Source organism: Frateuria sp. (assembly GCF_035944355.1).
GTDB lineage: Bacteria > Pseudomonadota > Gammaproteobacteria > Xanthomonadales > Rhodanobacteraceae > Frateuria_A.
Genome location: NZ_DASZBH010000001.1, coordinates 109,876 through 128,386, shown reverse-complemented (window position 1 = coordinate 128,386; position 18,511 = coordinate 109,876). Strand labels below are relative to the sequence as shown.

Sequence of the window (18,511 nt, the reverse complement as noted above, 5' to 3'; positions counted from 1 at the left end):
GGACCCGTCATGTCCATCGAAGTCAAAGTCCCCGTCCTGCCCGAGTCGGTCTCCGACGCCACCATCGCCAGCTGGCACAAGAAGGTCGGCGATGCGGTCAAGCGCGACGAGAACCTGGTCGACCTTGAAACCGACAAGGTGGTGCTGGAAGTGCCCTCGCCGGTCGACGGCGTGCTCAAGGAGATCAGGCACCAGGCCGGCGACACGGTGAACAGCCAGCAGGTCATCGCGATCCTGGAGGAAGGCGCCGCCGCGCCGGCGCCGGCCGCGAAGGAAGAGCCCAAGGCCGCCGCCCCGGCGCCGGCCGCGGCCGAGGCTCCGAAGGCAGCCAAGGGCGTGGACGAGCTTTCCCCCGCCGGCCGCCGCGTGGCGACCGAGCAGCACATCGACCCCTCCAGGGTCGCCGGCACCGGCCGCGACGGCCGCGTGACCAAGGAAGACCTGGTCAACTACGGCAAGGGCGGCGCCGCCCCGGCGCCGTCCGCGCCGGCCGCCAAGCCCACGCCGGGCGCGCGTCCGGAAGAGCGCGTGCCGATGACCCGCATGCGCGCCAAGATCGCCGAGCGCCTGATGCAGTCGAAAAATTCGATCGCCATGCTCACCTCGTTCAACGAGGTGAACCTGGCCGAGGTGGTGAAGATGCGCAAGTCGTTGGGCGATCAGTTCCAGAAGACCCACGGCATCAAGCTCGGCTTCATGAGCTTCTTCGTCAAGGCGGCCGCGGAGGCGCTCAAGCGCCACCCGATCATCAACGCCTCGGTCGACGGCAACGACATCATCTATCACGGCTACCAGGACATCTCGATCGCCGTGTCCACCGACAAGGGCCTGGTGACGCCGGTGCTGCGCGACGTGCAGGACATGGGCTTCGCGCAGATCGAGCAGGGCATCGCCGACTACGCCAAGAAGGCGCGCGACGGCAAGCTCTCGCTGGAGGACCTGCAGGGCGGCACCTTCACCATCACGAACGGTGGGACGTTCGGTTCCCTGCTCTCCACGCCGATCGTCAACCCGCCGCAGAGCGCGATCCTGGGGATGCACACGATCAAGGAGCGCGCGATCGTCGAGAACGGCCAGGTCATCGCCGCGCCGATGATGTACATCGCCATCTCCTACGACCACCGCATCATCGACGGCAAGGACGCGGTGCTGTTCCTGGTCGACATCAAGGATCAGCTGGAGAACCCGCAGCGGATGTTGCTGGGTCTGTAATGCATCGGGAACAGGGAACAGGGAACGGGGAACGTCGGCCACACGCCATTCCCATGTTCCCCGTTCCCCGTTCCCCGTTCCCGCTTCAAGGACCCCAAAACCATGAGTGACCAACAATTCGACGTCATCGTCATCGGCGCCGGCCCGGCCGGCTACGTGGCCGCGATCCGCGCCGCGCAGCTGGGCCTTTCGACCGCCTGTGTCGACGACTTCACCGGCAAGGACGGCAAGCAGGCGCTGGGCGGCACCTGCCTCAACGTGGGCTGCATCCCGTCCAAGGCGCTGCTCGATTCCTCGCGCCAGTTCTGGAACATCTCGCACAACTTCCCCGTCCACGGCATCAGCGTGGAAGGCGCCAAGGTCGACCTGGGCACCTTCATCGGCCGCAAGGACAAGATCGTCAAGCAGTTCACCGGCGGCATCGGCCAGCTGTTCAAGGCCAACAAGGTCACGGCCTTCTACGGCAAGGGCAAGCTGCTCAAAGGCAATCAGGTCGAGGTGACCGGCAAGGACGGTTCCAAGCAGACCCTGAGCGCCACCAACGTGATCCTGGCCTCCGGCTCGGTGCCGATCGAGCTGCCGTTCGCCAAGTTCGACGGCAAGGCGATCGTCGACAACGCCGGCGCGCTGGACTTCACCGAGGTGCCCAAGCGCCTGGGCGTGATCGGCGCCGGCGTGATCGGCCTGGAGCTCGGCAGCGTGTGGAAGCGCATGGGTTCGGACGTCACCGTGCTCGAGGCGCTGCCCGATTTCCTGGGCGCCGCCGATGCGGACGTCGCCAAGATCGCGCTGAAGGAATTCACCAAGCAGGGCCTGGCCATCAAGCTCGGCGCCAAGGTCTCCAAGGCCGAGGTCAAGAAGGATGGGGTGCACCTGACCTACTCCGACAAGGACGGCGAGCAGAGCCTCGTGGTCGACAAGCTGCTGGTGGCCGTGGGCCGCCGCGCCTACACCGACGGCCTGCTGGCCGGCGATACCGGCGTCAAGCTGGACGAGCGCGGCCGCATCGTGGTCGACGAACACAACCACACCGGCGTGGACGGCGTGTGGGCGATCGGCGACGCGGTGCGCGGCCCGATGCTGGCGCACAAGGGCTCCGAGGAAGGCGTCGCGGTGGCCGAGTGGATCGCCGGCAAGGCCGGCCACATCAACCTCGACACCGTGCCGTGGGTGATCTACACCGAGCCGGAAATCGCCTGGGCCGGCAAGACCGAGAAGCAGCTCAAGGACGAGGGCGTGCCCTACAAGGTCGGTACCTTCCCATTTGCCGCCATCGGCCGCGCGGTGGCGATGAACGAGGCGATCGGCCAGGTGAAGATGCTCGCCCACGCCGAGACCGATCGCATCCTGGGCGTGCACATGGTCGGCCCGGGCGTGTCCGAGCTGATCGCCGAGTGCGTGGTGGCGATGGAGTTCAAGGGTTCCTCCGAGGACCTGGCGCGCATCGTCCACGCCCATCCGACCCTGTCCGAGGCCGTGCACGAGGCTGCGCTGTCGGTCGACAAGCGCGCCATCCACAAGGGCAACTGACCGCCCTGCAAGGCCGAGGCGGCCCGCTCGTGGCGACATGGGCGGGCCGCTTGTTTTCCCGATGCCCCCCCTCGACGGGGGTCATTCCAGCGAGAGCGGGACCCGCGCGAAGCGTGCAGAACGGCCGAAGGCCGGCCTCGAGGGCGAGCGCAGCGACTAATCCATTTTGGCCTCGGCACCACATGAAGATGGATTCCCGCTTTGCCGGAATGACGAGCCCGTAAATTGATACAGGCTGCCCGAGCCACACGTTCGACGGATCCCCATGCCCCAACCCACCGCCCTCTGCGTCTACTGCGGCTCCAGCAGCGGCAGCCACCCCGACTACCTCGCGCAGGCCCAGGCATTCGGCGCCGAGATGGCCCGCCGCGGCATCGCCCTGGTCTACGGCGGCGGCAAGGTGGGGCTGATGGGCACGGTGGCCGACGCCGTGCTGGCGGCCGGCGGCAGGGTCATCGGTGTGATCCCGCGCCAGTTGGTCGATCTGGAAGTCGCCCATCCAGGCTTGAGCGAGCTGGTGGTGGTCGACACCATGCACCAGCGCAAGACCCGCATGTACGAGCTTGCCGACGCCTTCGTCGCCCTGCCCGGCGGCTTCGGCACCATGGACGAGATGTTCGAGATGCTGACCTGGGCGCAGCTGGGCCTGCATCGCTACCCCTGCGCCTTCCTGGACGTGCGCGGCTACTACACACACCTGCGCGCCATGATGGACCACATGGTCGGCGAGCGCTTCGTGCGCCCGGAGCAGCGCGAGGACGTCTGGTTCGGCGCCGACATGGGTGCGCTGTTCGACTGGATGGCCAGCTACGAGGGCCGCTACCTGCCCAAATGGGTGGATGATCGCAGCATCGACGCATGATCCCGGCAGGAGGCAAGGCATGAACCCGACCACCCCGTTCCGCGCCCTGCGCATCCACAGCGACGGCGCCGGCTACCGCAGCGGCATCGAAACCATGGATGCCGATGCGCTCACGCCGGGCGAAGTGCTGGTCGAGGTTGCGTACTCCTCGGTCAACTACAAGGACGCCCTGGCCGGCACCGGCACGGGCAAGATCCTGCGCCGCTACCCGTTGAACGGCGGTATCGACCTGGCCGGCCACGTGGTGGCCTCGACCGACCCGGCCTTCAAGGAAGGCGACCCCGTGCTGTGCACCGGCAGCGGCCTGTCCGAGACGCGCGACGGCGGCTATGCCCGGTACGCGCGGCTCGATGCGCGCTGGACGATCCGCTTGCCCCAGGGGCTGTCCCTGCGCGAGAGCATGATCCTGGGCACCGCCGGCTTCACCGCGGCCCTCGCGCTCGCGCGCATGCAGGACAACCGCCAGAGTCCGGAGCTCGGGCCCGTCGCCATCACCGGTGCCAGCGGCGGCGTGGGCCAGCTTGCGATCGACATCTTCAGCCGCGCCGGCTACGAGGTGCATGCGATCAGCGGAAAGACCGACCATTTCGACGCGCTGCGCAGCCTCGGTGCCAGCGCATGCATCGACCGCCGCCAGCTGTCCTTCAGCGGCAAGCCGATGGATTCGGTGCGCTTCGGCGGCGCGCTGGACAACGTCGGCGGACCGATGCTGGCCGGGCTGCTGCCGCTGATCGCGCCCTACGGCAACGTGGCCATCTGCGGCAACGCCGGCGGAATCGCCTTCGACGGCACCGTCATGCCTTTCATCATCCGCGGCGTGAGCCTGCTCGGCGTCGCCTCGGCCGGTACCGCACGCGACCTGCGCGAGTCCATCTGGCAGCACCTGGCCGACGACTGGAAGCCCCGCCACCTGGACCGCATCGCCACGCGGGAGGTGACGCTGGAAGCATTGCCGGAGGTTTTCGGACACATGCTGGCCGGCGAATCCTTCGGACGCACCCTGGTGCGCATCGGCGGCGCCTGAGCCCACGCCACGCTTGGAAGCGCCCCGCGCGCGGCATAGAATTCACGACAACTACTAGGGAACCCCCAAACCTCATGGCACGAATCCTGATCGTCGACGATTCCCCGTCGCAGCTGCTGGGCCTCAAGCGCATCGTCGAGAAGCTCGGCCATGAGGCGCTGACCGCGGAAGACGGTGCCGCCGGCGTGGAGGTGGCCCGCCGCGAGCGTCCGGACCTGATCCTGATGGACGTGGTCATGCCCAACCTCAATGGTTTCCAGGCCACCCGCACGATCAGCAAGGACCCCGATACCGCCCACATCCCCGTGGTGCTGGTCACGACCAAGGACCAGGAAACCGATCGCGTATGGGGCATGCGCCAAGGCGCCAAGGCCTACGTGACCAAGCCGATCAAGGAAGACGAACTGATCGCCACGATCAAGCCGCTGCTGCCGGCCTGAACCGCTTTCGAGCCCTCTCCCCTGCGGGAGAGGGCTCCAGAAGGACCGTAAGCCGCGCATTCGCCCGTCGCCGGTTTTTGCGCCACCTCCCGGCACGCCCGCCCAGAGGCATCAGGCCCGCGGGTCGTAACCCTCGAACTGCTTGTGCAGCGCCTCGTAGGCCTCCCGCTGGGCCTCGCTTTCGGCGGCCGGCACGCGGATGGACAGTTCCACCAGTTGGTCACCGGCCGGGTGGCCCGGCAAGCCGCGGCCCTTCAGCCGCAGCTTGCGGCCGGACTGCGAGCCGGCCGGAATGCGCAGGTCCACCGTACCGGCCAGGGTCGGCACCGGCACCGTTGCGCCCAGCGCGGCCTCCCATGGCGCCAGCGCCAGCACGTGCAGGACGTTGCGGCCGTCCAGCCGGAAACGCGCGTCGTCGCGGATCGTCACTTCCAGCAGCAGATCGCCCGCCGGACCTCCGGCCGCGCCGGCCTGGCCCTGGCCGGCGAGCCGGATCACCTGGCCGGACTGGATGCCGGCGGGGATCTTCACCTCCAGCACGCGCTCCTGCCCGCTGCCCTGCAGCGCCAGCCGCGTACGGCCGCCGTCGAACGCCGTCTGCAGGTCGATCTGCACTTGCGCCTGTATGTCACGGCCGCGGCGTGGGCGCGGCTGTCCGCGGGGACCGCCGCCGGCGCGGCCGAACAGGCTTTCGAAGAAATCGCTGAAATCCCCGTCCCCGGCGTCGCCGAAATCGTAGCCGCCGCCCTGCCCCCATCCCGGCGGTGGGCGGAACTGCTCGCCGCCGCGGTAGCCGCCCGCGCGCAACTGGTCGTAGGCGCGACGCCTCTCCGGATCGCGCAACGCCTCGTTGGCTTCGTTGATGGCCTTGAAACGCTCCTCCGCGCCAGCTTCCTTGTTCTTGTCCGGGTGGTATTGCCGCGCCAGCTTGCGGTAGGCCGCCTTGATCTCGGCCTCGCTGGCGTCGGGTTTCACCCCGAGGATGTCGTAATAGTCTTTGAATTCCACTGCCCTTCCTCGGCAAGACTGCACAGGCAGGCGGTCCGCCGCGGAAGTGCTCCGCGAGCGGCCGCCAGTGACACGTTAGGGCTTGTGCTTCAGTGGTTGATGGACGGGCCGCCGCCGCCGGTGCCGTGGTCGGTGGAGATCGAGATGCGCCGCGGCGTGGTTTCCGCCCGCTTGGGTATCACGATCTCCAGCACGCCGTGGCGGCCCACCGCCGTGATGCCCTCCGGATCGGCGCTGTCAGGCAGCGCGAAACGGCGGTGGAAGGTGCCGTGCGCTCGCTCGATGCGGGTGAACCGGCCGTTCTGCTCCTGGTTCTGCACGGTGCGTTCGCCCTTGATGGTCAGAATGCCCTTTTCCATGCTCACTTCGATGTTTGCCGGGTCCACGCCGGGCACGTCCACGAAGATCACGAAGCGCTTGTCTTCCTCCTTGATGTCCACGCGCGGCGCCCACTGGCTGGTCACCACGTTGGAGCCGTCGGCTTCTTCCTGCTGGAAGAAGCGGTCGAAGGCATGGCGGATTTCCTCGGGGAATGCGCTGGCGGCGTTCCACATCGGGTTGCGGTTCGAACTCATAGGCGGGTCCTCCTCCAAAGGGTCACGGCGTTGCGCCGCTTGCCCCAGAAGTAGGTGCGCGCGGCGGCGATTCAAGGCGACAGCGGCCCGGGCCGGGTTTAGGATGCCTGCCCCACCCGCAAGGACGACCCACATGAGCATCCAGATCGGCCAGCCCCTACCCGACGTCGAAGTGACGGTGATCGAAGACGGCGCACCGGCCCGCCGCCAGTCCACCGCCAGCCTGTTCGCCCACGCCCGGGTCGTGCTGTTCGCCGTGCCCGGCGCCTTCACGCCGACCTGTTCGGACCACCACCTGCCCGGCTACGTGCAGCACTACCGCACGTTCCGGGAGCATGGCATCGAGGTGGTAGGCATGGCCGTGAACGATGCCTACGTGATGCAGGCCTGGGCGGCCGTGCAGCAGGTGCCCGCCGGGCTGAAGCTGCTGGCCGACGGCAACGCCAGTTTCACCAGCGCGCTGGGCCTGCAGTTCGATGGCACCGCTTACGGCATGGGGCTACGCGCACGCCGCTTCGCCTTGTATGCAGAGGATGGCGTGGTCCGCCAGTTGTACGTGGAGGCGCCGGGGGAGTTCCGCGTTTCCACCGCCGAGGCCATGCTGCAGGCACTCGGTGTAGGGGCCCGCACTACGGCCGGCTGAAGCCGGGCATCCGTTGCGCCGGCTCTTCCCAGCATGGCAGGCCCGCGGGGAGTTACGATCGGCGCCGCAAGACCAGGGCGCAAGCCCTGCCACGTCAACCGGTCGCGAAGGAGGTCGCCGCCATGCGCTACGTACTGCTCGACAAGGCCAGCAACGAGGTGATCCTGCTCGCCCGGCTCCTGCTGATGGTGCTGTTCGTGCTGTTCGGCTGGGACAAGCTCACCGACTTCTCCGGAACCGTCGGCTATATGGCGGGCGCCGGCCTGCCGGTCCCCACGCTGGCGGCGGCGGTGGTGGTCCTCATGGAGTTCTTCGTCGGCCTGGCGATCGCGCTCGGCTTCTGCACCAGGCCGCTGGCCTTGCTGCTTGCCCTGTACACGCTCGGCACGGCGTTGATCGGGCACCACTACTGGACCATGGCCGGTGCCGACCGCATGGCCAACATGGTCAATTTCTACAAGAACATCGCCATCATCGGCGGCCTGCTGCTGTTGTGCGTCACCGGCCCGGGGCGCTATTCGATCGACCGGCGCTAGGCGGCCGAACGCCACCGGCAGGCGGGCCGGACGCAAAAGAAAGCCCCGGACTGGCCGGGGCTTTCTTCGTTTCGTCAGGCTTCTTCCGTTCCGTCCTGGACCGGCGCCGGGCCTTCCGGCGCGGCTCCCTCGACCGGCTCGGCGTCCTCGCCGTTGCCTTCCTCGGCATCCAGGCGCACCACGCTGACCAGGTTCTCGTCGACCGGCAGGCGGATCAGGGTGACGCCCTGGGTATTGCGCCCCAGCTGCGAGATCTCCCCGACGCGGGTACGCACCAGCGTGCCCTGATTGGAAATCAGCATCAGCTCGTGCGCCTCGGTGACCTGCACCGCGGCGACCAGCCCGCCATTGCGTTCGGAGCACTGGATGCCGATCACGCCCTGGGTGCCACGGCCCTTCTTGGTGAATTCCTCCAGTGGCGTGCGCTTGCCGTAGCCGCGCTCGGTGGCGGTAAGGATATCCCCTCCAAGAGCAGCGCCCTCGGCGGCGACGATCAGCGAGACCACCTCGGCCCCCTCGGCCAGGCGCATGCCGCGCACGCCGGTGGCGGTGCGGCCCATCGAACGGACGGTGTTCTCGTCGAAGCGATTGACCTTGCCGTTGGAGGCGAACAGCAGGATGTCGCTGTTGCCGTTGGTGAGCGCCACGTCGACCAGCGCGTCGCCCTCGTCCAGGTTGATCGCGATCTTGCCGCGCTGCAGCTGGAAGGCGAATTCGGTCAGCGGCGTCTTCTTCACGGTGCCGCACTTGGTGGCGAAGAACACGTAGCAATCCGGGCTGTATTCGCGGATCGGCAGCACCGCCTGCACCTTCTCGCCCTCGCCCAGCGGCAGCAGGTTGACCATCGGCTTGCCGCGTGCGCCCGGACCGGCCTCGGGCATCTGGTAGACCTTGAGCCAGTAGACGCGGCCGGTGCTGGTGAAGGTCAGCAGCGTATCGTGCGTGTTGACCACCCAAAGCTGCTCGACGAAATCCTCGTCCTTCAGCGCCGAGGCGGAACGGCCCTTGCCGCCGCGCTTCTGCGCGCGGTAGGTGCTGGCCGGCTGGCGCTTGACGTAGCCGGTGTGCGACAGCGTGACGACCATGTCCTCCGGCGCGATCAGGTCGAGAACGTTCAAGTCCTCCTGCGAGTGCTGGATCTCGGTGCGGCGCGCATCGCCGTACTCGGCCTTGATGACCTCCAGTTCCTCGCGAATCACCTTGAGCAGCACCTCGGGATTCTCGAGGATCTCGATCAGCCCGCGGATGGTCTCCAGGATCTGCCGGTACTCGTCGGAAAGCTTCTCCTGCTCCAACCCGGTCAGGCGATGCAGGCGCATGGCCAGGATCTCCTGCGCCTGTACGTCGGAGAGCTGGTAGCCCTCCGGCTTGAGGCCATCGCGCGGGTCCATGTCCTCCGGCCGCGAAGCCTCGGCGCCGGCGGCGGCCAGCAGCGTGCCGACCATGCCCGGCTGCCACTTGCGCGCGAGCATGCGCTCGCGCGCCTCGGCGGGCGAGGCGGAGCTGCGGATCAGCTCGATCATCTCGTCGATGTTCGCCAGCGCGACGGTGAGGCCTTCCAGGATGTGGGCGCGGGCGCGCGCCTTGCGCAGCTCGAAGATGGTGCGGCGGGTGACCACCTCGCGGCGGTGGCGGATGAAGGCCTCGAGGATTTCCTTGAGGTTGAGCAGCCGCGGCTGGCCGTCCAGCAGCGCCACCATGTTGATGCCGAAGGTCACCTGCAGCTGCGTCTGCAGGAACAGGTTGTTGAGCACCACGTCGGCCATCGCGTCGCGGCGCACCTCGATCACGATGCGCATGCCGTCCTTGTCGGACTCGTCGCGCAGCTCGCTGATGCCCTCGATCTTCTTTTCCTTCACCAGCTCGGCGATCTTCTCGATCAGCCGCGCCTTGTTCACCTGGTAGGGCAGCTCGTGGACCAGGATGGTCTCGCGGCCGTTCGCCTCGGTCTCGATCTCGGTGCGCGCACGCACCAGGATGCGGCCGCGGCCGGTGCGGTAGGCCTCGACGATGCCGGCGGCGCCGTTGATGATGCCGGCGGTCGGGAAATCCGGGCCCGGGATGTACTGCATCAGCTCGTCGACCGAGAGCGACGGCTCGTCGATCAGCGCGATGGTGCCGGCGATCACTTCGTTGAGGTTGTGCGGCGGCACGTTGGTGGCCATGCCCACCGCGATGCCCGCCGAGCCGTTGATCAGCAGGTTCGGCACGCGCGTGGGCAGGACCAGCGGCTCCTGCTCGGACTCGTCGTAATTCGGGCCGAAGTCGACCGTTTCCTTGTCGATGTCGGCGAGCAGCTCGTGCGTGAGGCGCGACATGCGCACCTCGGTGTATCGCATGGCCGCCGCGTTGTCGCCGTCGACCGAGCCGAAGTTGCCCTGGCCGTCGACCAGCATGTAGCGCAGCGAGAACGGCTGGGCCATGCGTACGATGGCGTCGTAGACCGAGGCGTCGCCGTGCGGGTGGTATTTACCGATCACGTCACCGACCACGCGGGCCGATTTCTTGTAGGGCTTGTTCCAGGCGTTGCCCAGTTCGTTCATCGCGAACAGCACGCGGCGATGCACGGGCTTCAAACCGTCGCGTACGTCGGGAAGGGCGCGTCCCACGATCACGCTCATGGCGTAATCGAGGTAGCTCTGGCGCATCTCGTCTTCGATATTGACGCGGATGACTTCTTTGGCGAGTTCTGCCATCAATCGGCTTCCCAGTCGGCTTCCATGGAACGAAAAGGGCCGCGCAGCCAGCGCTTCGTGCACGCGGTTGCGCGGCCCTCAAGCAATCGTGAAATTGTATCACGAACGCCTGGCGAAAGCCTGGTTTTTATCCTTTGGAATCAGTGGCTTACACGGCACGTTTTGGGCGCCTGAAAAGCACCCCGCGGGCCGTCGAAAAATTGACCAGCGCGGCGGCCGCCGACCCCGCCGCCGCGGCCAGCGCCGGCCACCGGTACAGCAGTGGAAACGACAGCAAGAGGACGACGTAGAGCGCGTAATTGACCAGCGCGCCGACGCCCATCAGCCCCAGCCAGTGCAGCCATTCGGCCAAGGGCGAACGGCCGCTGGCGAGGTCGGCGAAGGTGCGATGGCGGTTCCACGCCCAGGTCGCGGTGGCGGCGAGCAGAAATGAAATCACCCGCGCCAGGTACGGATTCCAGTGCGCCCAGGCGACCAGCGCCTGCACGGTGCCGGCATCCACCAGCAGGCCGATGACGCCGCCGATGGCGAACAAACCGGCCTGACGACCGAGCTTCATCGGCCGAACATGGCCTGCATGGCGGCCGTGCCGGGCCGTTCGATGACACCGCGCTCGGTCACGATGGCGTCGATCAGTTCCGAAGGCGTGACGTCGAACACCGGGTTCCAGGCCTGCGCGCCTTCCACCACCGTGCGGCGGCCGCCGGTGGACAGCAGCTCGTCGGCATGGCGCAGCTCGATCTCGATCGCCTCGCCGTCGGGCGTGGCCATGTCCACCGTCGAGGACGGCGCCACCACCATGAACTTCACGCCATGGTGGCGCGCGGCGATGGCCAGCTGGTAAGTGCCGATCTTGTTGGCGGTGTCGCCGTTGGCGGCGATGCGGTCGGCGCCGACGATCACCCACTGCACCCGGCCCGAGCGCATCAGGTGCGCAGCGGCCGAATCGGCGATCAGGTGCGCCGGAATGCGGTCGCGCACCAACTCGTACATGGTCAGCCGTGCGCCCTGCTGCCAGGGTCGCGTCTCGCCGGCGAACACCTCGCCGATGCGCCCGGCGGCGACGCCGGCGCGGATCACGCCCAGCGCGGTGCCGTAGCCGGCGGTCGCCAGCGAACCGGTGTTGCAGTGGGTGAGCACGCCCGAACCCGGCGCGATCAGCGCCGCGCCAAACTCGCCCATGCGGCGGTTGGCGGCCAGGTCCTCGTCCTGGATCGCCTGTGCCTCGCGTTCCAGCGCAGCCGCGTCGGCACCCGCGGCGATGCGCGCCTTCATGCGGTCCAGCGCCCACATCAGGTTCACCGCGGTCGGCCGGGCCGCGCGCAACGTCGCCAGCACGTCGTCCAGTTGCGCATGCTGCTGCGCCGCCAGCGCCACGCCCCAGGCGGCGGCGATGCCGATGGCCGGCGCACCGCGCACGGCCAGCTCGCGGATCGCCTGGGTGACCTGCGCGGCGTCGCGGCATTCGATCCAGCGTTCCTCGCCGGGCAGCAGGCGCTGGTCGAGCAGGCAAAGGCGGTCGCCGCGCCACTGCACGGCGCGGATGGTGTCGTGCTCGCGGAGGGATTCGATGGAGGCGTTCATGGGGAGCGGATTTGGGAAAGATCGAAAAGCCTAACACGCGGTCATGCAGGCGCTGGCGTAGAGTGCAATTCGCTCTGTGGTGATGCGTGGCGTGCCGTAGCCCCGCCAACGGTCAGTCGTGTTCGCGCAGCCAGCGGTGGATCGCCGGCGGCACTTCGCGCTGCGCGCGGCCGGAGACGTAGATGCCGATGTGGCCGCCCTTGAAGGCCAGTTCGGTGTAGTCGTCGCTGCCTACGTGCAGGCCCAGCGCCCGCGAGGCGTCGGGCGGAACCAGGTGATCCTGCTCGGCGTAGATGTTGAGCACGGGCTGGCTGATCATGCCCAGATCGACCGGCCGGCCGCCGATGGTGAGGCCGCCCTTGACCAGCTTGTTGGCCTGGAAGAAATCCTTGACGAACTCGCGGAAGGCCTCGCCGGCCTGGTCGGGCGAATCGAAGATCCAGCGCTCCATGCGCAGGAAATTTTCCAGCTCGCGTGGGTTGTCCAGGATCTCGACCAGGTTCACGTACTTCTGCTGCAGCAGCCGCACCGGCTTGAGCGTGAGGTAGACCCAGTTCATCAGCGCCGCGGGGATGTTGCCCAGCGTGTCGACGAACAGGTCCACGTCCAGGTCGCGCGCCCAGTGCGAGAGCATGTTGTCCGGCGTGTGGTAGTCCACCGGCGTGACCATGGTGACGAGGTTGCGCACCTTGTCCCCATGCAGCGCCGTGTAGCACAGCGAGAATGCGCCGCCCTGGCAGATGCCGAGCAGGTCGATGGCATCCACGCCGGCCTGCGCGCGCACGGCGTCCACGCAGCGGTCGAGGTAGCCGCCGATGTAGTCCTCCAGCGTAAGCCAGCGGTCCGCGCCGTCGGGATAGCCCCAGTCGATCAGGTACACGTCCTCGCCCTGCGCGAGCAGGTTGCGCACCAGCGAGCGGTCGCTCTGCAGGTCGGTCATCCAGACCGTGTTGACCAGCGCGTAGACGATCAGCAGCGGGGTCCCGGCGGTCGGCTCGCGCTCGCCGCGCATGCGCCAGAGGGTGAGCTTGTCTTCGCGGTAGACCAGTTCGCGCGGCGTGTCGGCGTAGTCGGGCTCGGACACGCTGCGCAGGCTGGCGGCGCCTGCGGCCAGCTTGCGCTGGAAGGTGGTGACCTCCTCGAGGATGCGGGCGGGGTCCAACGGCCACGGGGTCTGCATGACGGTCCTCAGCGCGATTTGCGCGATGTGCGGCGGGAGGTGGCCTTGGCGACGGACTTGGTCCGGGTGCCACGGGCGGCCTTGGCAGACGCCTGCCTTTTGGCCGTCTTTACGGCCTTTCCGTCTATCTGTGACGGGGCCGCGGCGCCGGCCGCCTGCATGCGCCGCAACTCGCGGCGCAGTTCCTGCACCCGCTGCCCGAGCGTGGCGACCTCGCTGCGCGTAGGCAACCCGGCCTCGCGGCACCATTGCTCCATCTGTTGCTGCTGCAGCTGGCGCACGCGCATCTGGGTGTTGCCCTGCGCCGCGTAGGCTTCGCGGAACTCGTCCGACAAGGCGATCTGCGCATAGGCTTCCTCCGCTGCGTCCACCCACAGGTCGTACATGGCCTTGAGCGAAGCGACCTGGAAGCCGGGCTCGGCCAGCTTGCGCTGCATCCGCTCGGCTCCCTGCGCCTGCGCGCGGGCGAGCAGCTCGTGGTAGCGCGCGCTCGCCTGCTGATGGTCGAGCAGCGCACGCATCAGCGCCTGCTGCTGGGCCTGCTGCTCGCGGTTGTAGCCGAAAGCCGGCGTGTCGAGCATCCCGCGCAGGGCCTCCACGCCGAGCGGCGGCATGCCCGTGCCGGGAAGAGACCAGTTGCCGAACGGCGCGACCGGCGAGGCGATCGGCCCGCCCTGCCCGGTCATCGCGGCGGCGGCCTGCTGCATCCAGTCGAAATAGCTCTTGAGGCCATCCATGCCGGACATCGGCGCGGCGGCGGCGGGTGCTGCGCCAGAGCCGGCCCAGGGACGGCTCCAGGCATCCCATACCTGGCGGCCCAGGGTTTCGAAGTCGGCGGCGGGATTGGGCGAGGTCACGGGCATGCCTTGCTGGGGATCGGTGGGATCGTAGCAAAACCCGTATGAGGGAAGGTTTCGGTTGGGCGCGTGGTGCTGCGGGGATGAAGCGCGGTCCGCCCTACGTCGACGGTACCGCTCATTCCCGCCACCGCCATTTCTGCCAACCGTCATTCCCAAAGCGGGGATCCATTGGCCCTGGAAGGCGAGGATGGAATCCCGCTTTCGCGGGAATGACGCGCGGCGGACGTGAACACTGCGAGCGCAAAAAAAAACGGGCCAACGGCCCGTTTTTTTCGCGTGGACCGGGGCTGTCACGCGCCCCGGCCCTAGCCCTCTCCCGAGTGGGAGGGGCAACGTGCTCAGCCGTTGGCGGCTTCGTCCTCGGCCACGGCCTTCATGGACAGGCGGATGCGGCCCTGCTTGTCCACTTCCAGCACCTTCACCTTGACGATGTCGCCTTCCTTGAGCTTGTCGGAGACCTTCTCCACGCGCTCGGAGGAGATCTGCGAAACGTGCACCAGGCCGTCCTTGCCCGGCATGATGGTCACGAACGCGCCGAAGTCCATCAGCTTGGCGACCTTGCCCTCGTAGATGCGGCCCGGCTCGACGTCGGAGACGATCTGCTCGATGCGCTTCTTGGCCTCGTCGGCCGCCAGGCGGTTGACCGAGGCGATGATGACGGTGCCGTCGTCACTGATATCGATCGTCGTGCCGGTCTCTTCGGTGATCGAGCGGATGGTGGCGCCGCCCTTGCCGATGACCTCGCGGATCTTGTCCGGATGGATCTTGATGGTGAGCAGGCGCGGGGCGTACTCGCTCATCTCCGAACGCGGCGTGCTGATGACCTTGGCCATCTCGCCCAGGATATGCAGGCGGCCGCGCTTGGCCTGCTCCAGCGCCACCTTCATGATCTCCTCGGTGATGCCGTCGATCTTGATGTCCATCTGCAGCGCGGAGATGCCGTCGGCGCTACCGGCCACCTTGAAGTCCATGTCGCCGAGATGGTCCTCGTCGCCCAGGATGTCCGACAGCACGACGAAGTCGCTGCCTTCCTTGACCAGGCCCATGGCGATGCCGGCCACCGGCGCCTTCAGCGGCACGCCAGCGTCCATCATGGCCAGCGAGGAACCGCACACCGACGCCATCGAGGACGAACCGTTGGACTCGGTGATCTCCGAGACCACGCGCAGCACGTAGGGGAATTCCTCGATGCTGGGCTTGACCGCCTGCACGCCGCGCTTGGCGAGGCGGCCGTGGCCGATCTCGCGGCGCTTGGGCGCGCCGAAGCGGCCGGCCTCGCCCACCGAGAACGGCGGGAAGTTGTAATGGAACAGGAACGGATCCTTCGACTCGCCTTCCGGCGCGTCGATGATCTGCGCGTCGCGGGTGGTGCCCAGCGTGGTCACGACCAGCGCCTGCGTCTCGCCGCGGGTGAACAAGGCCGAGCCATGGGTGCGCGGCAGCACGCCCACGCGCACGGTGATCGGGCGGATGTCGTCGAGCTTGCGGCCGTCGATGCGCACCTTGGTCTTGAGCACGCTGTCGCGCATGGTGCGGTATTCGAGCTCGCCGAACTCCTTGGCGAGCTCGGCCGACGACCAGGCGTTGGCTTCGGCCTGCGGCTTGAGGGCTTCCAGCGCGTCGGCCTTGATCGCGGCGATGGCGTCGCGGCGCTGCAGCTTGTCGCGGATCTGGAAGGCTTCCTCCAGCTTGCTGCCCACTTGGCCCTTGAGCGCGGCGATCAGCGACTCGTTGCGTGCCGGCGCCTGCCAGCCCGAGGAGGGGCGGGCCGCTTCGGTGGCCAGCTCGGCGATCGCGTTGATGGCGACCTGCATGTGCTTGTGGCCGAACATCACCGCGCCGAGCATGACGTCCTCGGACAGGAGCTTGGCTTCGGATTCCACCATCAGCACCGCACCGGAGGTGCCGGCGACGACCAGGTCCAGGTCGGAGGTCTTCAGCTCGGTCGCCGACGGATTCAGCAGGTACTGGCCGTTGGCGTAGCCGACACGGGCGGCGCCGATCGGGCCCTTGAACGGGATGCCGGCGAGGCTGAGCGCCGCGGAGGCGCCGATCATCGCGGGGATGTCGCCGTCGATTTCCGGGTTCAGCGAAACGACCTGTGCGATGACCTGCACTTCGTTCTTGTAGTCCTCGGGAAACAGCGGGCGGACCGGACGGTCGATCAGGCGCGAGGTCAGCGTTTCCTTCTCGGTCGGGCGGCCTTCGCGTTTGAAGAAGCCGCCCGGGATGCGGCCGGCGGAGTAGAACTTCTCGACGTAGTCGACGGTGAGCGGGAAGAAGTCCTGCCCCTCGCGCGGCTTGGCCGCGGCCACGGCGGTGACCAGCACCACGGTGCCGCCCATGCTGACCATGACCGCACCGGACGCCTGGCGGGCGATTTCGCCCGTCTCCAGTGTGACTTCGTGATTACCGTACTGGAATGACTTGGTTACTTTCGCCACTGTGTTGTGTCCTTGTCCGATTAACGACGGAGGCCGAGGCGCTCGATGAGGGCCTGGTAGCGGCCAAGGTCACGATCCTTCAGATAGGCAAGCAGGCTCTTGCGGCGGTTGACCAGCTGCAGCAGGCCGCGACGCGAATGATGATCCTGCTTGTGTTCCTTGAAGTGGCCGGTGAGGTGCTCGATGCGGGCCGACAGCAGGGCCACCTGCACCTCCGGCGAACCGGTGTCGTTCGGCACGCGGCCGTAGTCAGCAATGATCTTGCTGGTCTGTTCTGCGGTCAGGGACATGGGTATCTCTTCCTTCAAAATGCGGATGCGGAACTTGTGCAACCTCACCGCGCGATGAGGTTGCACAAGCTCCGCTGGTTGGATGTAAAGCTCTGGAACAAGCTCGCTATTGTAGCGAGGGCGGACGCTTGGCAACAAGAGCGTTAAATGGCGCCATTTAGCGCTCGCTGCGACCGAGCCCCTCCTCCTCCGCGTTCGCGGGGGGGAAGGACTCGGATGCAAGACCGAGGTACTCCGCCGAAGTCGAGGGCGGGCTCAGGGACTTGGCAGATTGAACCCGCGGATGATGCGCAGCCGGCCAGCCGGGTCCGGTTCGACCAGCGCCAGCAGCCGGCCGTCGGGGGCGAAGGCGGCGCTGGAGCCCTGCTCCGGGGAGCCGGGCCAGGGAATCTGCTGGCCCTGGGCGACCGCGAGCGCCTGGGACGGGTCCAGCCGCAGCGCCGGCAGCTCGGCCAGCCCGGCGGAAAGCGGCAGCAGCAAGGCATCGAGCGCGGCCTCGCCCTGCCCGGCCGCCTGCTCCAGTTCGGCAAGCGTGACCATGGCCGATTCGCGGAACGGCTCGACCCATAGCCGGCGCAGCTCGGTCAGGTGGGCGCCACAACCCAGCCGTTCGCCCAGATCGGCCGCCAGGCTGCGGATGTAGGTGCCCGAGCCGCATTCGACCAGCAGGCGCAAGCGGTCGCCTTCGTGCGCCAGCAGCTCGAGTCGATGGATGTCCACTTCGCGCGGCGGCACGTCGACCGCCTCGCCGCGCCTGGCCTTTACGTACAGCGGCTCGCCGCCCTGTTTGAGCGCCGAGTACACGGGCGGTATCTGCACGATGCGGCCACGCAGCGAAGCCAGCGCCCGTTCGAGGGCCGCCTCGTCCAGCGCCGGCACGGGCCGCTGCTCGATCAGGTCGCCCTCCAGGTCCGCCGTGGTGGTGGTGGCGCCCAGCCGGCACTCGGCCAGATAGGCCTTGCGCGAACCCAGCAGCGTGGCGGCGATCTTGGTCCCCTCGCCGAAACACAGCGGCAGCAGGCCGGTGGCCAGCGGATCGAGCGCGCCGGTGTGTCCGCCCTTGGCCGCGCGCAGCAACCGGCGCGCGGCCTGCAAAGCCTGGTTGGAGCTCATGCCCAGCGGCTTGTCGAGCAGCAGGATGCCGTGCAGGTCGCGGAGCGTGGGTAGCGGGTCCCGGCGGGAGCGCGCGGAGTTACGGCTCGCCTTCGCCATCGCTCGCCGGCTGGATGTCGCCCGAGTCGCGCAGCAGGCGCTCGATGCGCTCGCTCTTGTCGACCGAGTCGTCGTACTTGAAGCGCAATTCCGGCACGCGCCGCAGGCGCATGCCGCGCGAGAGCGTGCGGCGGAACTCCACGCCCAGTTCGTTTAAGGCCTTGACCGCTTCCTGGGCACGCTCCGGCTGCAACGCCGTCACCCACACGGTGGCCCAGTCGAGGTCGCGGGTGACCTCCACGTCGGACACGCTCACCGAGGGCAGCGCGTGGTCGCGCACGGCGGCGTGCACCAGCAGGCCGAGTTCACGGCGGAGCTCGGCGCCTACGCGGTCGGTACGTTTGAAGTCGCGTGAGGGCATTGAAAGGCCGGGAATCGTGAATGGGGAATCGGAAGAGCGGCCGGCGCGGGAACC

Annotated in this window: 18 protein-coding genes; 7 read left to right on the top strand and 11 right to left on the bottom strand. The window is 67.9% G+C overall.

Annotated features, from left to right (window positions below; translation table 11 throughout):
• The first annotated feature begins 9 nt into the window (after window positions 1-9).
• From odhB to pilH, 5 genes are all read left to right on the top strand, one after another.
• Entirely contained in the window at window positions 10-1,212 is a 1,203-nt protein-coding gene (gene odhB / locus VGU03_RS00570) for a 2-oxoglutarate dehydrogenase complex dihydrolipoyllysine-residue succinyltransferase (protein WP_327477736.1), read from the top strand.
• A 102-nt stretch (window positions 1,213-1,314) separates the two neighbouring features.
• Complete coding sequence (gene lpdA / locus VGU03_RS00565) at window positions 1,315-2,742, top strand: dihydrolipoyl dehydrogenase (RefSeq protein ID WP_327477734.1); 1,428 nt, start codon at window positions 1,315-1,317, stop codon at window positions 2,740-2,742.
• 265 nt (window positions 2,743-3,007) lie between these two features.
• Window positions 3,008-3,604 (top strand): TIGR00730 family Rossman fold protein, encoded by a 597-nt coding sequence (locus VGU03_RS00560; protein WP_327477732.1) that lies wholly within the window; start codon window positions 3,008-3,010, stop codon window positions 3,602-3,604.
• 19 nt (window positions 3,605-3,623) lie between these two features.
• Entirely contained in the window at window positions 3,624-4,628 is a 1,005-nt protein-coding gene (locus tag VGU03_RS00555; protein ID WP_327477730.1) for an acryloyl-CoA reductase, read from the top strand.
• 74 nt (window positions 4,629-4,702) lie between these two features.
• Complete coding sequence (gene pilH, locus VGU03_RS00550; RefSeq protein WP_291192546.1) at window positions 4,703-5,068, top strand: twitching motility response regulator PilH; 366 nt, start codon at window positions 4,703-4,705, stop codon at window positions 5,066-5,068.
• 111 nt (window positions 5,069-5,179) lie between these two features.
• Here pilH and VGU03_RS00545 read toward each other — a convergent pair whose 3' ends face one another.
• Both VGU03_RS00545 and VGU03_RS00540 read right to left on the bottom strand, forming a co-directional pair.
• Window positions 5,180-6,076 (bottom strand): DnaJ C-terminal domain-containing protein, encoded by an 897-nt coding sequence (locus VGU03_RS00545; protein WP_327477725.1) that lies wholly within the window; start codon window positions 6,074-6,076, stop codon window positions 5,180-5,182.
• A gap of 89 nt (window positions 6,077-6,165) precedes the next feature.
• Window positions 6,166-6,651 carry an Hsp20/alpha crystallin family protein gene (locus tag VGU03_RS00540; RefSeq protein WP_327477723.1) on the bottom strand — a complete coding sequence of 162 codons (486 nt, stop codon included), beginning with the start codon at window positions 6,649-6,651 and terminating at the stop codon, window positions 6,166-6,168.
• A 133-nt stretch (window positions 6,652-6,784) separates the two neighbouring features.
• Here VGU03_RS00540 and VGU03_RS00535 point away from each other — a divergent pair, with 133 nt between their 5' ends.
• Together VGU03_RS00535 and VGU03_RS00530 are read left to right on the top strand one after the other, a co-directional pair.
• Window positions 6,785-7,294, top strand: a complete 510-nt coding sequence (locus VGU03_RS00535; protein WP_327477721.1) for a peroxiredoxin — start codon at window positions 6,785-6,787, stop codon at window positions 7,292-7,294.
• A 122-nt stretch (window positions 7,295-7,416) separates the two neighbouring features.
• Window positions 7,417-7,830 (top strand): DoxX family protein, encoded by a 414-nt coding sequence (locus VGU03_RS00530; protein ID WP_327477719.1) that lies wholly within the window; start codon window positions 7,417-7,419, stop codon window positions 7,828-7,830.
• 74 nt (window positions 7,831-7,904) lie between these two features.
• On the opposite strand, the gene gyrA is transcribed toward VGU03_RS00530, so the two are convergent.
• The 9 genes from gyrA to rbfA all read right to left on the bottom strand — a co-directional run bounded on the left by gyrA (window position 7,905) and on the right by rbfA (window position 18,457).
• Complete coding sequence (gene gyrA, locus VGU03_RS00525) at window positions 7,905-10,526, bottom strand: DNA gyrase subunit A (protein WP_327477717.1); 2,622 nt, start codon at window positions 10,524-10,526, stop codon at window positions 7,905-7,907.
• Between the two features lie 148 nt (window positions 10,527-10,674).
• Window positions 10,675-11,085: a GtrA family protein gene (locus VGU03_RS00520; RefSeq protein ID WP_327477715.1), complete on the bottom strand. Its 411-nt coding sequence runs from the start codon at window positions 11,083-11,085 to the stop codon at window positions 10,675-10,677.
• Window positions 11,082-12,110, bottom strand: coding sequence for an S-methyl-5-thioribose-1-phosphate isomerase (mtnA, locus tag VGU03_RS00515; RefSeq protein ID WP_327477713.1), 1,029 nt, complete (start codon window positions 12,108-12,110; stop codon window positions 11,082-11,084). Before mtnA ends, VGU03_RS00520 begins: the two co-directional genes overlap by 4 nt.
• A 112-nt stretch (window positions 12,111-12,222) precedes the next feature.
• Window positions 12,223-13,290, bottom strand: coding sequence for a class III poly(R)-hydroxyalkanoic acid synthase subunit PhaC (phaC, locus tag VGU03_RS00510; protein ID WP_327477711.1), 1,068 nt, complete (start codon window positions 13,288-13,290; stop codon window positions 12,223-12,225).
• Window positions 13,291-13,298: 8 nt separating this feature from the next.
• Window positions 13,299-14,153, bottom strand: a complete 855-nt coding sequence (locus VGU03_RS00505; protein ID WP_327477709.1) for a poly(R)-hydroxyalkanoic acid synthase subunit PhaE — start codon at window positions 14,151-14,153, stop codon at window positions 13,299-13,301.
• A gap of 335 nt (window positions 14,154-14,488) precedes the next feature.
• A complete protein-coding gene (gene pnp / locus VGU03_RS00500; RefSeq protein ID WP_327477707.1) occupies window positions 14,489-16,594 on the bottom strand; it encodes a polyribonucleotide nucleotidyltransferase in 2,106 nt (701 codons plus the stop codon).
• Window positions 16,595-16,614: 20 nt separating this feature from the next.
• Window positions 16,615-16,884: a 30S ribosomal protein S15 gene (gene rpsO, locus VGU03_RS00495; protein ID WP_267170063.1), complete on the bottom strand. Its 270-nt coding sequence runs from the start codon at window positions 16,882-16,884 to the stop codon at window positions 16,615-16,617.
• A gap of 255 nt (window positions 16,885-17,139) precedes the next feature.
• Window positions 17,140-18,096, bottom strand: coding sequence for a tRNA pseudouridine(55) synthase TruB (gene truB / locus VGU03_RS00490; protein WP_327477700.1), 957 nt, complete (start codon window positions 18,094-18,096; stop codon window positions 17,140-17,142).
• Window positions 18,077-18,457, bottom strand: coding sequence for a 30S ribosome-binding factor RbfA (gene rbfA / locus VGU03_RS00485; protein ID WP_327477698.1), 381 nt, complete (start codon window positions 18,455-18,457; stop codon window positions 18,077-18,079). Before rbfA ends, truB begins: the two co-directional genes overlap by 20 nt.
• Window positions 18,458-18,511: the final 54 nt, after the last annotated feature.